The 15,560-nt window shown below is 42.8% G+C and carries 13 protein-coding genes; 4 read left to right on the top strand and 9 right to left on the bottom strand.

Annotation, left to right across the window (positions count from 1 at the left end; translation table 11 throughout):
- Positions 1-23 precede the first annotated feature (23 nt).
- Together GSY63_RS14575 and GSY63_RS14570 are read right to left on the bottom strand one after the other, a co-directional pair.
- On the bottom strand, positions 24-2,735 hold the full coding sequence (locus GSY63_RS14575; RefSeq protein ID WP_166586550.1) for a carboxypeptidase regulatory-like domain-containing protein: 2,712 nt from the start codon (positions 2,733-2,735) through the stop codon (positions 24-26).
- 166 nt (positions 2,736-2,901) lie between these two features.
- The gene (locus GSY63_RS14570; RefSeq protein ID WP_166586549.1) at positions 2,902-3,261 is read right to left on the bottom strand and encodes a hypothetical protein; all 360 of its coding nucleotides are present in this window, start codon (positions 3,259-3,261) and stop codon (positions 2,902-2,904) included.
- 167 nt (positions 3,262-3,428) lie between these two features.
- Here GSY63_RS14570 and GSY63_RS14565 point away from each other — a divergent pair, with 167 nt between their 5' ends.
- From GSY63_RS14565 to GSY63_RS14555, 3 genes are all read left to right on the top strand, one after another.
- Positions 3,429-3,581 carry a hypothetical protein gene (locus GSY63_RS14565; RefSeq protein WP_166586548.1) on the top strand — a complete coding sequence of 51 codons (153 nt, stop codon included), beginning with the start codon at positions 3,429-3,431 and terminating at the stop codon, positions 3,579-3,581.
- 68 nt (positions 3,582-3,649) lie between these two features.
- Complete coding sequence (locus GSY63_RS14560) at positions 3,650-3,799, top strand: hypothetical protein (RefSeq protein ID WP_166586547.1); 150 nt, start codon at positions 3,650-3,652, stop codon at positions 3,797-3,799.
- A 364-nt stretch (positions 3,800-4,163) separates the two neighbouring features.
- A complete protein-coding gene (locus tag GSY63_RS14555) occupies positions 4,164-6,386 on the top strand; it encodes an ATP-binding protein (protein ID WP_166586546.1) in 2,223 nt (740 codons plus the stop codon).
- 118 nt (positions 6,387-6,504) lie between these two features.
- Here GSY63_RS14555 and GSY63_RS14550 read toward each other — a convergent pair whose 3' ends face one another.
- The 6 genes from GSY63_RS14550 to GSY63_RS25185 all read right to left on the bottom strand — a co-directional run bounded on the left by GSY63_RS14550 (position 6,505) and on the right by GSY63_RS25185 (position 13,916).
- On the bottom strand, positions 6,505-8,271 hold the full coding sequence (locus GSY63_RS14550; protein ID WP_166586545.1) for an ATP-binding protein: 1,767 nt from the start codon (positions 8,269-8,271) through the stop codon (positions 6,505-6,507).
- Positions 8,272-8,297: 26 nt separating this feature from the next.
- Positions 8,298-9,425 (bottom strand): sensor protein KdpD, encoded by a 1,128-nt coding sequence (locus GSY63_RS14545; protein WP_166586544.1) that lies wholly within the window; start codon positions 9,423-9,425, stop codon positions 8,298-8,300.
- Between the two features lie 17 nt (positions 9,426-9,442).
- Positions 9,443-10,006 (bottom strand): K(+)-transporting ATPase subunit C, encoded by a 564-nt coding sequence (locus GSY63_RS14540; RefSeq protein ID WP_166586543.1) that lies wholly within the window; start codon positions 10,004-10,006, stop codon positions 9,443-9,445.
- Between the two features lie 19 nt (positions 10,007-10,025).
- Positions 10,026-12,053 carry a potassium-transporting ATPase subunit KdpB gene (kdpB, locus tag GSY63_RS14535; RefSeq protein WP_166586542.1) on the bottom strand — a complete coding sequence of 676 codons (2,028 nt, stop codon included), beginning with the start codon at positions 12,051-12,053 and terminating at the stop codon, positions 10,026-10,028.
- An 82-nt stretch (positions 12,054-12,135) separates the two neighbouring features.
- Positions 12,136-13,851, bottom strand: a complete 1,716-nt coding sequence (gene kdpA, locus GSY63_RS14530) for a potassium-transporting ATPase subunit KdpA (RefSeq protein ID WP_166586541.1) — start codon at positions 13,849-13,851, stop codon at positions 12,136-12,138.
- Between the two features lie 11 nt (positions 13,852-13,862).
- Positions 13,863-13,916: a potassium-transporting ATPase subunit F gene (locus GSY63_RS25185; protein WP_394367171.1), complete on the bottom strand. Its 54-nt coding sequence runs from the start codon at positions 13,914-13,916 to the stop codon at positions 13,863-13,865.
- Between GSY63_RS25185 and GSY63_RS24845 the strand changes: the two genes are divergently transcribed.
- Entirely contained in the window at positions 13,897-14,211 is a 315-nt protein-coding gene (locus tag GSY63_RS24845; RefSeq protein WP_243749236.1) for a hypothetical protein, read from the top strand. The two genes, GSY63_RS25185 and GSY63_RS24845, sit on opposite strands and share 20 nt — an antisense overlap.
- Here the strand turns inward: GSY63_RS24845 and GSY63_RS14520 are convergent.
- On the bottom strand, positions 14,202-15,533 hold the full coding sequence (locus GSY63_RS14520; protein ID WP_166586540.1) for a sigma-54-dependent transcriptional regulator: 1,332 nt from the start codon (positions 15,531-15,533) through the stop codon (positions 14,202-14,204). The genes GSY63_RS24845 and GSY63_RS14520 overlap by 10 nt on opposite strands.
- Between the last annotated feature and the right edge of the window lie 27 nt (positions 15,534-15,560).

Below are 15,560 nucleotides of genomic sequence, written 5' to 3'. Positions count from 1 at the left end.
CCTTTTCAATATGTGTATTAAGGCTATTTAACCGTGTAACGAACAACCTTACGGCCTATGTTACCATCTACATCGATACCTTCGATAACTGCTTTATATGTACCCCTGCCATCAGCATTATAAAAATTAAGCGTTGCGGCACCGGTGGCATCTGTTATAACTCCGGGGTTCCAATAAATGGTGGTACGTAAGTCGGCAGCTTGTACGCTTTTGCTTACATCGTATTTAGGCAAATAGAACTGACGCACCCTTGCATAACCCTTGGGCGTAAACGTTATCACGTTAGGATCAGGGAATAATTGCTTCAGATCATTAGCGCTTACTTTGGTACCTTTAGGTGCTTCTTTCATATTGATAGATACAACACCATTACTATTATTCATCCTGTTAATACCCGAAAAACCATCGCTGTTAAATATCTCAATAGACGATACTTCACTTGGGGTTATACTGGCCAAAAAGTTTACATCTACTGGCATACCTTTTACATAAAACTGTACCGGCTTTTTGTTACCATTATTATAATCACGGGTGATGTAAAAATTATTATCACGGTAAGTAATACCTACAAGGGCTGTGCTTAAACACATTAAAAAGTTGTTGCAGCCGCTCAGCATTTCCATATTTACGTCGTGATCGGCAAAAGAATTTAGTCCCGATAATGCCGGATAATCCTGGTGGGTGACCTTTTTAATCGTACTGGCTTTTACAACAACTTCCTTCAACACCTGGTTAAACTGGTATTGCTTCTCGCTGTTTTTAATTGATGGCGCCAAAGTACTGTCAATATTAACTACCTCGTCGGGATAATTTTCGGTTTTGCCGAGAACCGGGTAGAAACCTGCGTCCATGGTCAGCTTCATATTTTTCGAGTCAACATTATTGCGCGCGCTGATGGTAACTTTAGATGAATCTGAAAAAACTACTCCTTTAAAGGCAAATTCACCATCGGCATTGGTTGTAGTTTCGGCCGAATAATTTCTGTCTGGTATCATTAAGCGCACCGCACCTTTAAATACCGGCATACCATTCAATTTACGCAAGTTGCCCGACATGGTGATACCTTGCTCCGGAGCAAATTTAAGACCGGCTATTTTTCCGCCAACTACGTCGGAAATGCTAAACTGCCTGAAACCCTGGGTCATCATCAAAACATCCAGGTCATCATTCTTTTTAATATCGGGTTTATTAAAATAATAGCTGGGTTGTTCTACATAGCCACTCACATCGCTGGTTAGCAACATATTGCTTAAGATAGTCGTTTCAGCATCCTCATTAAAAGGCACCTTGGTTTCATCAATTACCGCAACCGAGAAACTTCCGGCCACTGGCTTGTCGGCCATTTTAGCACTTACTCCTATACTTACTTTTCCACGAGTGGCATATGATGGCTTATCGGGAGTTAAACCGATGTTCAACATGTCGTCGTGGTTAACAAATACCAGGCGTTCGCTCAAAGGCTCCCCTGCCGATGACAGCAAGGTCACTTCTACAACACCTGTTTTAAATTTGCTTTTAGGTACAGCGGCTGTATTTACGGCGTCGGTAAGTATAGATTGCGCTGCAAAGGTTACAAAGCCGCCATTTTTGGCGATGATGTAAAATGTTTTATTCTTATTCTTTTGATAGAAGTTGGGGCTGGCTGAAATCTGCAGGATCATAGTGTGCGGATTCGCATTATTTACAGCCAGGCTAATACCCTCCTGAGCTACGCGTGGAAGGTTATAACTTGCTTTGCTACCATCTGGAAACTGCACATTAGCGGTATAAGAAGTAGTTGGTTGTGGCGTAAACAAAACCTTACCCATACCCAGGTGCTGCGAAGCAAAAGTTAATACCTCTTTGCCCTGATTGTCGACTATGTTACCTTTAATATCGACACCCAGCCCGTTGCTTTGAATAGCTTTAAAAGCCAGTTGGGATTGCACATTAGCAACGAGCATACCCCCGTCTGGGAAAAACTGAACATCGACACCGTTAAAAGCATTTTTTAAAGTAAAAGCACTTGTAGCCGTCTTTTTGGTGTTGGTTTCTATTGCCGTAATTAATGAGCCGCCAATAATGTCTTCACGCTTGTTCGGGCTTATCCATACGCTCAAGTATCCATTAGCATCTGTATTGCCCCGGCCTTTAAGGATAACGTCGCCATTTTTTTCTACACGCCAGTCCACCTTGCGGCTTGTCAATGCTACACCGTCGGTGCCACGGAATAATATACGGGCATTAAGTTTCGAGTTTTTATCGTTGATATTTCCCGAGTAAGTTACATTAGTATTAAGATCTTTATCAACCGCACTGCCGATGGTAATAATCTTATCGAACATGTACGACGTGTTATAGTTAAGCATCCATTGCGTGTAAGCCCTGATGCGGTAGTTACCCTGGCGATAATTTAAACCGGCTAGGGTGATGTTACCAAAAGCGGTACCGTTGGCAACAGGTAATTTCAACTCCTCTATTACAGAATCTCGTGGGTTAATAATTTCTACGTTAACAACTTTACTAAGTTCTGAGGGTGCGTGAATGTCCATTGTTAAGTAGGCTTTAAACCAAATGGTATCACCAACCGCATAATAAGGCTTATCTGTATGCAGGTAAATCTTCTCTATTGGGTGATCATTGTTGGTTTTAACAGCCTTCTCTATAATGCTATTAAGCGGAACACTATCGCGCTGGGCAAAAGCAGTTAAACTAACGAATACAAAAAACAGCAGCAGGTAAGTATATCTTTTCAAAAGTTCTAATTTTTATTGCGCTTTATATAACGGGCAAATGTGGCTAAACATTATTATTCCGCATAGCGATTTAACATTTTATAACTAAAAAGCAATAATAGTAAATCTTTAAACGGATGTAGCTATTATATAAAGATGTTACCTTTTACCTGCAGTATGACGCCGCCTACCTGCCTTTAATATTGTGCCCGTATTTAACCATGTCTTTAACTGCCTCAGATACAAACTGCCTTTCGCTGGTATTTAGGTCAAGCTTGTCATCGTCACCATTAAATTCGTAATAAATTTTGCCCTTCCGATTTTCAGCAAATAAATCTCGTCCGTCGCGTTCATATTTAACATAACCGTGTGGCGAAATGGCCGCAATGCCCGTTTGTTCGTTATTAAACAAAACGTCTCCAACGTACTCTATCCGCACCGATGTATTGTTATTGCTCATAGCAATAACACGGTGGCTCCGGTTGTGACAGGCGGTGAGACTTATTATGCCTGCGATACCAATAAATAGCAAATTCATTTTTTTCATCACTTTAAGTTTTATGGTTTCTTAAAATCAAATATAAAATGTTTTTATGTACTATGCAATACATAGTACATTGTTTTATATTTAAACTTTATGGTAACGAAAGCGTGACATTTTAATCTTTTTCTAAAATTAGATGTTCAACCATATACTACTTAATAACGAAAAACATGAAAAAGACAATTTTCAGCATTGCATTATTACTAAGTTTAGCGGGCTCGTTGAGCAGCTGTGTTGTAAACCGCGATCACCATGGCCGTCGCCCACCCGATAGAGGTTATGACCACCATGATGACCATCATTATGACGGATATCACCACTAATATTTAAGGAGCGAGAGCTCCTTTTTTAATGGCTATAATTCTTTATTTTTATGCAAATACTACATGCTATGAAAACAAGATTTTTTTCCCTGACACTACTTGTATTATTCAGTTGCTCATTAAGCAGCTGCTTTGTAAGCCGCGATCCCCATGGCCGCAGCAGCGACCGCGGAAGCAGTTTCCCGCATGATGAGCACAAACAAGATCCGGGACATTAGAACTTTGGCGAATTAAGCTCGTCAATTTGTAACAATATCGCTGATAAACCGCTTCTATATTAAAATTTGCCGGTCGCGATAGCATTCTATAAAATATTGCCATCGTTTTGTAGTTACTAAGTCGGATCCTTTTAAACATGGGATCTGAGATTTAGTAGATTACAGTAGATATTATCAAACTATTGTAGTGCATCCTGGGGTGAGAGCCGGGATGCATTTTTTGTATAAGCTCCCTTGCAACTTTTACTAAAACAAGCTGGCCAATACTCCTGTTAGTTTTAAATATAACACACGCAGTTTACGTTAACCATTGAACAAACTTTGAAATTATTTATCATATTTGTTTACATTCTTAATTAATGCAATGCCTATAAACACGCCTGTTGATCTAAGTAACTGCGATAAAGAACCCATTCATATACCGGGACAGATACAATCGCATGGTTTTTTAATAGTAGTTAATCAGGATTGCATTATCACTTATCATAGCGATAATATTGCGTCATTTATACCCGGCATAAAGCCCAATTTGCTTGGCGAACATATTAACGATATTGAACAACTGACTGCCAATAATGACTCTAAAGATCTTATCTGTCAACTCATAACGCTTGGCAAGCATAACAAGAGTTTTGATCAAACTAATCCCTTTTCAATTGATTTGCAGGGGAAACCCTTTTATCTGATCATATCCCCAACCGAGCAATTCTTTTTGCTGGAGTTTGAACCGGCGGACTCAGATCTCAATATAGATCTGCAGAAAATAATCGGCCGATCTGTATCCGAGATGCTGGCTGATAAAAATTTACAACGCCTGTTGGATAATACAGCTGCTCAGATTAAGCAGATTATCGATTACGACAGGGTGATGATATACCGTTTTGCCGAAGACGGACATGGCGAGGTTGTTGCAGAGTCCAGAAACGCCGACCTCGATTCGTGGATGGGGTTGCACTATCCGGCATCCGACATCCCTAAACAAGCTCGCGAGTTGTATAAATTAAACCTAACCCGTTTAATTGCCGATGTACACACTACGCCATCGAAAATTATTACTTCGGCAGATAATGGACAGCCGTTAGATCTTACACCTTCGCAATTACGGGCAGTATCTCCAATCCATATTCAGTATCTGAAAAACATGGAGGTGGGGTCGAGTTTCAGCATCTCGCTCATTTATAAAAAGGAATTATGGGGGTTGATTGCCTGCCATAATTATTCGCCGCGGTTTATTGACTTTAAATCGAGGGAATCATCCAAACTTATTGGGCAGATCCTGTCGTCGGCCTTAGAGTTCCGTCAGGATGAAGAAAATCAACAAACCACACAACGCTATAAATCCGCTGTAGATCAGATTTCTAAATACCTGCTCAAAAGCATGAGTATTGAAGATGCTTTAACACAGCAGGAGGTTACCGTGTTAGATGCTGTTGATGCCGACGGGGCAATTGTTGTTTACGAGAATAGCATCATTAAATTGGGGATAACTCCGGATGATGATGAGTTAAGGGATCTGTTAACCTGGGTTAAAGGCAACCTCGGCGACTCGTTTCACTACACTAATAATCTTGCAAGCGTATATCCACAAGCAGCAGCTTATAGAGATGTTGCCAGTGGTTTGATGCTATCTGTGCTATCGCATGAAATGAACGAGTACGTGATATGGTTTAAGCCAGAGCAGATACAAACTATAAAATGGGCGGGAAATCCCGAAAAACCAGTTGAGCTAAATGCCAATGGTCTGACGCATATCTCTCCGCGTAACTCGTTTGCCGAATGGACACAAACCGTTTCGGGTACTTCAAAAAACTGGAGCAACGAAGAAATTAAATCTGCTGCACGCCTGCGCGAGGAAATTACCTATGCCATAAATCAAAAAGCCGGCGAAATCCGTGCCCTTAACGAAAAGTTAAAGCTGGCTTATGAAGAGCTGGACACTTTTAGTTACACCATTTCGCACGATTTAAAGAACCCGCTTTCTACCATCAAAAGCTATTCGCAAATATTAACGCGTAATGGCAACCTGGAGCCTAGAGCCCAGCAAATTATGGAACGCATTATAGTGGGTGCCGATAAAATGAACCTCATGATCAATGAGGTACTTGGCTACTCTAAATTAGGTCGCTCGGAAATTGAGGCTGTAGAGATTGATATGGCGCCTGTGATAGATGAACTGATCAAAGATTTGCTGGTGGCTTATAATTCGCCCGATATTGATATACAGATCGGTAAAACACCTGCCATACACGGCGACCCGGTAATGATAAACCAGGTATTTGCAAACCTTATCAGTAACGCTATTAAGTATTCGATACCATCGGGTTCACCCAAAGTAACTATTGAAGGCACGGCTACCGAAACGGGAGTAGTATACAGTATTAGCGATAACGGAATTGGTATTGATATTCAGTATCTGCCTAAAGTATTCGAATTGTTTAACCGCATGGATAATGCCCGAGATATTGAAGGCTCGGGAGTAGGCTTATCAATAGTAAAACGCATTATTGATAAACACCGTGGCAAAATTTGGGTTGATAGCGAACTGAATAAAGGCTCTACGTTTTATGTGGAGTTCTTTAATAGATAAATCCTTTGTCATTCAGAGCGCCAGCGAAGAATCTTCTTCGATATACACAACCGCCAGGTCTGTAGCAGAAGATTCTTCACTACGTTCAGAACGACAACGAAGATTGGTTTATTAAACTTTACAACACCTTCTCTTGGTGCGCCGGCAATGAAAAACTAAAACTGCTACCTTCTCCAATTGCGCTTTCCACCCAAATTTTTCCTTGTTGGGCTTCTATAAAATCTTTGGAGATAGCGAGGCCAAGACCCGAGCCGGATTTATTCTGACCATCGGTTGGTACCTGGAAATAGCGATCGAACAGGCGTTTTTGGTACTGCTCATCTATACCCTTACCAAAGTCTTTTACAGTGAAGATCACCTGCTTGTTTTTTTCTGCTAACTGTATCTGTACTTTCGATTTTTCGGAGCTGTAACGCAATGCATTCGAAAGGAAGTTTACCAGCACCCAGGCTGTTTTTTCCATATCGGCATGCACTTTTGACCGGTTGGGTTGGGCAATAACCTGTAATGTGATCCCTTTCTGCTCGGCGTTAAATCGTACGGAGTTTAAGGCATAGTCCACAATCTCTACAGGATCAGACACCACAAAGTTGAGCTGGATATTCCCGGTCTCTACCTGCGAAAGGTCGAGCAATTCGCTGGTTATTTTGAGCAGGCGTTCGCTATCGTCTTTTATATGTGCCAGTAATTCTTGTTGCTGTACATTAGTTTCGCCTACCCTGCCGTCATTCAACAATTTTAGGCTCATTTTTATAGACGAGATCGGCGTTTTCAACTCATGCGAAATGGTGGCGATAAAGTTAGTCTTAGCTTCGTCCCTCTCTTTAAACTCGGTGATGTTACGCAAAATATAAACCTTACCCGCCGATTTGCTGGCTACAATAATTCCATCTGTCGGTTGCGGCTCGAGGTTAGGTATTACGATCTCCCGGCTCTCTAGTTGAAAGTAAGATTCTTTGCCTGCCAGCGCAATTTTAAACGAACGTATACCCGAGTTACTCGCCAGTATTGATTTAAACAGATCGTTACTTCCGGTAAACTTTTCAGCCGGCTGGCCTACTATTTTTTTCTCGCTGATATTTAATATGTTCGATGCAACGGTATTGATAAACAGAATCTCTTGTTTTTCATTTAAACCGATAATAGCATCGTCCATTTGCTCAATAATAGTTTCAATACGTTGCTTTTCCGACAGCACTTTGGCCAGGTTGGTATTTTCCCACTCATTAAGCCGGTCGGCCATATCATTAAAAGCTGAGGCCACTTCGGCAAACTCATCGTGCTTATTAAAGTTAAGATGCTGGTTGTAGTTTCGGGCGCTGATTTCGCGGATACCATCAATCAATTCGCGCAATGGGTTAGCGATAAAACCCGGGAAGTTTACACTAAAGCTAAACAAGATCAGGAAAGTGAAACCACCAACAAGACCCAAAAACATGGTAGCTTCTTTTACCGATGCCTGCGCCCGCTCATTTTTATGTACAATAGACTGCATGTTCAACTGTTCTATTTTGCGCAACCGGGCGCGAGCGTCAAACTGGGCACTGTCTAGCTGAATGGGCGTTGAAATAGCGGATTGTAGCGTGTTAAAATCGGCCTTTAAGAAGGCCGTTGCCGCTTCCTCACCTTTTTCGGTGATATTGGCTTGTTGCAGCTGCAATTGATGGGCAAATTTCGACCGGGCATCACCGTTCAATGGCAATTTGCTCTCATCTAATACGGTGCGCATTTCGCGTGCAAAGCTTAGCGACTCGTAATTATTTTTGAGAATAACTTTGGCATTATCTGAGATCTGGTGGATGTAGAATATGGATACGGCCCCGAAGAACATCACGACGACGAACAAAAAGCCGAAGCCGAGGCGGAGTTTATTTTTAATTTTCATGGCTTAAAGGATAAATATAATTGGTTTTAAGATAGGATCACTAAGTCGGTTTCTTTTGCTGCGATATGCTTGAGCAACTGGTTAAAAATCGCCGTTCGGAGTATCACCTGAAATAAATTTAAATGAGGTTTACCAATACAAATGGTTGTTATTTCGCGTTCGTCGGCAACCTGAATAATTGTTTGGGTAATCTGATCGCTTTTAACTTTTACAACCTCTGCTCCCAACTCGGTGGCTAGTTTTAAATTATTGATAAGGTGACGTTGCTTATCAAGCTTAATGCGATCTCCACTTTCGCTGCTGCTCTGCACATACAACACCACCCAAGGCGACCGGTAATACGAAGCCAGTCTCGCTGTTTTGCGGATTACCACCCTGGCGGTCTCTTGATTTGAAGACATGCAGGCCAAAAATTTTTCGCCCCGCAATTTAATTTGCTTTGGAATTTCTATATCTATCTTTCGCTCTACATGATGAGCAACTTCCTTCAGAGCCAGTTCGCGCAGTTGCAAAATTTTATCGGGTTGGAAGAAGTTTTGCAGAGCGATATTTACTTTGCTTTTATCGTAAATTTTACCATCCTTCAGGCGATCTATCAATTCATCGGCGGTAAGGTCGATATTAACGATCTCATCCGTCAATTCCAGTACCTTATCGGGGATACGTTCGCCGATAGTAATCCCGGTTATGGCTTCAATCTCCTGGTTCATACTCTCCAGGTGTTGAATGTTTACCGCCGAGATTACGCTGATGCCAGCTTCTAAAATATCCAATACATCCTGCCAGCGTTTGGAGTTCTTGCTTCCCTCAATATTGGTGTGGGCCAGTTCATCTACAATAACTACTTCGGGGTGGCGGTTTAAAATAGCGTGCAGATCCATTTCTTCTAATTCCTTGCCTTTGTAAAAAACTTTTCGGCGCGGTATCAGTGGAATGCCGTTGAGCAAGGCATGAGTTTCGGCGCGGTTGTGCGTCTCAATATATCCAATTTGGATATCGATACCGTTGCGTAATAAAGCATGCGCTTCCTGCAGCATACGGTAAGTTTTACCCACACCGGCGCTCATGCCAATGTAGATCTTAAACTTACCCCTTCTCGACTTTTTAACAAGGTCGATGAAAGTTTTTACCGTGTTATCGCTCCGCTCTTCCATGGTAGGACTACCTATTTTTATTTCAACTGATCGAGTGCTATGTTTAGTCTAAGCACATTAACCTTACTTGGGCCAAACATGCCCAAAAGCGGTTTTTCGATTTGGTTATTTAACAATGCTGCTACCTTTTGCTCATCCAGCTTGCGATATTCGGCCACACGCTTAATCTGAATTTTGGCCGCATCCGGAGAGATATCAGGATCTAACCCACTACCCGAAGCGGTTACTAAATCGGCTGGAATATCACTACGTTTTAAATAGGGATGATATTTAAGCAGGGTGTCAATGCGGTTGCTTACATCCTTTAAATAGTCAGGGTTGCTTGGGCCTTTGTTTGAGCCGGCCGAGCCTGCTGCATTATAAGCCACAGCCGATGGCCTGCCCCAGAAATACTGAGGCTTGGTAAAGCTTTGGCCAATGTTGGCATAACCAACCACTTTGCCATTTACACTTATGGTTTCGCCATTACCGGCACCTTTCGAAGCTTTGCCGATAAGCATAATGCTTAAAGGATAAATTACGCACAGCAGAATTGTTAATACGATGGTTAATCTGATGGCTGGTATAATGAAAGTTTTCATTGTCTTAATTTTAATTCGATTAGAATATTAATCCTACGGCAAGGTCAATTAATTTGATGCCGATAAACGGTGCAATTACACCACCCACCCCATACAGCATCAGGTTGCGGCGAAGTAGCGCACTCGCCCCTATCGGTTTGTACTCCACACCTTTCAATGCCAATGGAATCAGCAATGGGATAATGATAGCATTAAATATTACTGCAGATAAAATAGCCGACTCGGGACTATGCAATTTCATGATATTGATACTTTGTAGGGCTGGTATAGAAGCCACGAACAGTGCGGGTACAATGGCAAAGTATTTGGCAACGTCGTTAGCGATAGAAAAAGTGGTTAGCGTACCACGGGTAATCAGCAATTGTTTACCAATCTCTACAATCTCAATCAGCTTAGTTGGATCGTTGTCTAAGTCCACCATGTTACCGGCCTCTTTGGCAGCCTGGGTACCGCTATTCATCGCCACACCTACATCGGCTTGGGCAAGTGCGGGGGCGTCGTTAGTTCCGTCGCCCATCATGGCTACCAGCTTACCGGTATTCTGTTCTGCCTTAATGTAGTTCATTTTGTCTTCGGGTTTAGCCTCGGCAATAAAATCGTCAACACCAGCTTTTTCGGCAATAAACTTGGCTGTTAGCGGATTGTCGCCGGTTACCATTACGGTTTTAACACCCATTTTGCGCAGGCGCTCAAAGCGTTCGGAAATGCCGGTCTTGATAATATCCTGCAATTCGATTACGCCTAAGATCTTTTCGTTTTGCGAAACCACCAGAGGTGTACCACCGTTTGAAGAAATCGTTTTCACCCTCTCTTCCACTTCTACAGGAAATGGGTTGCCTGCCTTTTGAGCAATGTTGCGGATGGAGTCGAACGCACCTTTACGGATACGCAAACCCTGAGGTGTATTGATGCCACTTGAGCGGGTTTCGGCAGTAAATTTCACAAACTCAGAACCAACAGGAGCTTCGGGCAACTTAAAGTGTGCAGAAGCCAGTTCTATGATCGATTTACCTTCCGGTGTTTCATCAGCTAATGACGATAATACGCAAGCTGTGATCAGATCGTCTGGTGCAACAGCACTGGCTGGCCAAAACTGAGTGGCTTTACGGTTACCAATGGTGATGGTGCCGGTTTTGTCCAGCAGCAACACGTCGATGTCCCCTGCAGTTTCAACTGCTTTACCGGATTTGGTAATTACGTTGGCACGCAATGCCCTGTCCATTCCCGCAATACCAATGGCCGATAACAAGCCGCCGATTGTGGTAGGAATCAAACACACAAACAGGGAGATCAGCGCGGCTATAGTTATCGGCGTATTGGCGTAATCTGCAAATGGTTTTAAGGTTACACACACAATGATGAATACCAGGGTAAAACTTGCCAGCAGGATAGTCAGGGCAATTTCATTAGGCGTTTTTTGGCGCGATGCACCTTCTACCAGGGCAATCATTTTATCCAGAAAGCTTTCGCCCGGTTGGGTAGTTACCAAAACCTTGATTTCGTCTGACAGCACCTTTGTACCGCCGGTAACTGACGATTTATCACCGCCTGACTCGCGGATAACCGGAGCAGATTCACCGGTTATTGCTGACTCATCTATAGTAGCAATACCTTCAATAATCTCGCCATCTGTTGGGATAGTATCACCTGTTTCGCAAATGAACACATCTCCCTTGCGCAATTCGCTCGATGATTTGGTTACGATAGTACCATCTGCCAAAACCAGTTTAGCAGGTGTTTCCTCGCGAGTTTTGCGGAGGCTATCTGCCTGGGCTTTACCACGCGCTTCCGCAATAGCTTCGGCAAAGTTGGCGAACAATACGGTTAAAAACAGGATAAGTAGAATCAGGAAGTTATAAGCCACCGAACCCTGACCATGGTGCGAGAAACTGTATACCGTAACCGGGATCATGATTACCGTACCAATTTCCACCGTAAACATCACCGGGTTGCGAATCATCATTCGGGGATCCAGCTTAATGAAAGATTCTTTTAAAGCAGTCTGCACCAGGGCAGGCTCAAATAATTTATTTGATTGAGATTTCATCTTAGTTAATTTAGCCTCACCCAACCCTTTCCTTTGGAGCGGGCTTAAAAGGCCTCCACTCGTGGAGGGTTGGGAGGGGTTTTTATTTCATTGAAAAATATTCTGCCAACGGTCCTAAAGCGAGTGCAGGGAAATAGGATAACGCGTTTAATACAAGGATTACGGCAAAGGTCATGAGGCCAAAAGTTTTGGTATCGATCTTTAACGTACCGGCACTTTCGGGAATATATTTCTTCTGAGCCAGCAAACCGGCTATAGCAACCGGACCAATTATTGGTAAAAAACGACCCATGATCAGCACAATACCGGTGGTAAAATTCCAGAAGATATTGCCGTCACCGAGCCCTTCGAATCCCGAACCGTTGTTAGCGTTTGATGAGGTGTACTCATACAGCATTTCGGAAAAACCATGGTAGCCGGGGTTATTTAACCAGCTTGACGGTTTAACAGCCCAGTTGCCCCCTAAATGATTGGTGAATACATAGCTTGATATTGCAGTACCGACTAATATCAGGAACGGACTAAGCAACGTGATCAAAGCGGCAATCTTAACTTCGCGGGCCTCTACCTTATGGCCTAAAAACTCTGGTGTACGGCCAACCATCAAACCAGAGATAAATACGGCTATAATTAGGTAAATAAAGTAGTTAAGGATCCCCACGCCACAACCACCGAAGAAGCCGTTAATCATCATGGCCAATAGTTGCCACATACCGGTTAGCGCCATCGTACTGTCGTGCATACCGTTAACAGAACCTGTTGAGGTAACGGTAGTAAGCGTGCTCCAATAGGCGGTAGCAGCAGGGCCGAAACGAACTTCTTTACCCTCCATAGCACCGGTGGTTTGACTTATGCCCATTTTGGCAATAAGCGGGTTGCCACCTAATTCGCTGCTTATTGTCGGCAGCATCAGCATCAGCACACCCAGCATCATAAAGCCGAATATTACCCATGCCAATTTTTTACGACGGATGTAATAACCAAATGCCAGTATCATCGCTACCGGGATTATAAACTGAGCGGCAATCTCAGTCATGTTGGTTAAGTAGTTAGGGTTCTCTAATGGATGGGCAGAGTTTGCGCCAAACCACCCGCCACCGTTAGTACCTAAATGCTTAATGGCAATCATTGCCGCGGCGGGGCCACGTGATACATTTACAGTATCGCCTTGCAGTGATATAAATTTATCCTTACCGGCATAACTGCTGGGGGTACCGTTAAAAGCTAATATGGTTGCTATAATAACTGATAAAGGCAACAAGACACGAGTAATCGATTTTACAAAGAATTCCCAAAAGTTACCGAGGTCGGTAGTGGTTTTGTCTCTAAACGCTTTAAATACAGCAACCGCGCAAGCCATACCAGTAGCACAACTTGTAAAGTGCAAAAACATAAATATGAAATGCTGGGTAAGGTAAGTAGCACCGGTCTCCCCCGAGTAGTGTTGCAGGTTACAGTTAACCACAAAGCTAATAATGGTGTTAAAAGCCAAATCGGCGCTTTGGCCCGGGTTACCATCGGGATTAAGCGGCAGCTTATCCTGAAATATCAAAACAAAGAACCCGTAAACCAACCATAGGACGTTGATAGTCATCATGGCTTTCAGAAACTGTTTCCAGTTCATGGGTTCTTTAGGGTTGATACCGGATAGTTTAAAGATCCCGGTTTCGATAGGTTTTAAAAAGTCAGTCCAGATCTTTTCGCCGGCATACATTTTTGCGAGGTACTTGCCAAGCGGAATTGCAATCACCAAGGTGATCACAAACGAGGCAATAATTCCAAGTAGTTCAGTGTTCATTGTGGGTTACTTTAAAATTTTTCGGGTTTAAGCAGTACGTATACCATGTATAAGAAAACTGCGATGGAAACGATGAATAAGGCTATCATGACTTTATATTTTTTCGAACCAATCAATAGATTTAAAAATCAACCAGCTGCAAAGCAGTATGGCCAGAAACAAGAGAATGGTGTTCATATCTTTTTTAATTTCCTACACCTAGCCAAACCTTGTACCAAGCCATCTGCCATCAGCCATTATCTATTGACTATCAGTACTTTAAATGAAAAATATCTCAAAATGGGTTGGTATAAAACAAAAAGACCCTACCAAAATGGTAGGGTCTTTTTATCAATTCAACAGGCTATAAATTATAGCTGATATTCTTCTATTTTGCGATAAAGAGTGGTTAGGCCGATATTCATCAGGCGGGCGGCCTCTGTTTTATTGCCTTTGGTATAGTTCAATATCTTACGGATATGGTTTTTCTCAACCGTAGCCATTTCAAATACGTTGGCAGATGACTCGTCCTGGATCAGATGATCAGCCGGCAGCAGATCGGAAGTCAGGATGTCTCCATCGCACAAAATTACGGCGCGCTCTATCAGGTTCTTCAGCTCGCGAATGTTACCTTTCCAGTTAAAGGTTTCTAAACGGGCTATAAAATTGTGATCGAAGCCGGTGATATTACGGTTCGTTTTGTCGGAGTATTCTTTCAGATAATAAGCTGCCAATGGAGCTATATCTTCTTTACGCTCGTTAAGCGAGGGAAGGTTAATGGTGAACACCGAAAGCCTGTAAAACAGATCTTCCCGGAAACGGCCTTTGGTAATTTCTTCCTGCAAACCGCGATTGGTTGCAGCTATAATCCGGGCGTTGATCTTCTGGGTTTTGGTATCGCCTACTTTAATATACTCGCCCGACTCGAGCACGCGCAACAGTTTGGCCTGCAGGTCGATGTTCATTTCGCCTATTTCATCTAAAAACAGCGTTCCTCCGTCGGCTTCTTCAACTAATCCTTTTTTATCCTTCATGGCACCTGTAAATGCGCCTGCCCGGTGGCCGAATAATTCGCTCTCCAATAACTCGTGCGAAAATGCGCTGCAATTTAAGGCCACAAAGTTTTTAGTCTTTCGGTTACTATTATAATGGATGGATTGCGCGAAAACTTCCTTACCTGTACCGGTTTCGCCCAATAGCAAAACAGTGGTATCTGTTGCCGATACCTTTCGAGCCAGGTTTACGGCCTCCTTAATAGCCTTTGAAGTACCAATGATCCCCTCAAAACTATGCTGACTGATCACCTTATTTTCTATCTGGTAAAGCTTGTATTGCAGGTTAGCTTTTTCAGTTGCCTTAGCTAATAAAGGAAGTATTTTATCGTTGTCGTCGCCTTTGGTTATATAGTCAAAAGCGCCGTTTTTCATGGCTAGCACACCGTCTTGTATGGTTCCATAAGCGGTAAGGCATATCACCTCAACATAGGGCCTCTTTTCTTTAATCTGTTTTACCAGGTCAACACCGTTAATGTCGGGAAGCTTAACGTCGCTTAGTACAACCTGTACATTTTCAGCAGCTAAGATTTTTAAACCTTCTTTACCTGTGTAGGCCTGTAACGCTTTATAGCCCTCCAGTTCTATGATACGTGCAAGCAACCCGCAGAGCTTTTTCTCGTCGTCAATTATTAATACTGTTTGTTGCATGCTATGTATATTGGCGGGTAAGTGTGA

The sequence above is a fragment of the Mucilaginibacter agri genome, assembly GCF_009928685.1.
Lineage (GTDB): Bacteria > Bacteroidota > Bacteroidia > Sphingobacteriales > Sphingobacteriaceae > Mucilaginibacter > Mucilaginibacter agri.
Note: the sequence above shows the minus strand (reverse complement) of the source record. Positions and strands in the feature narration are given on the sequence as shown.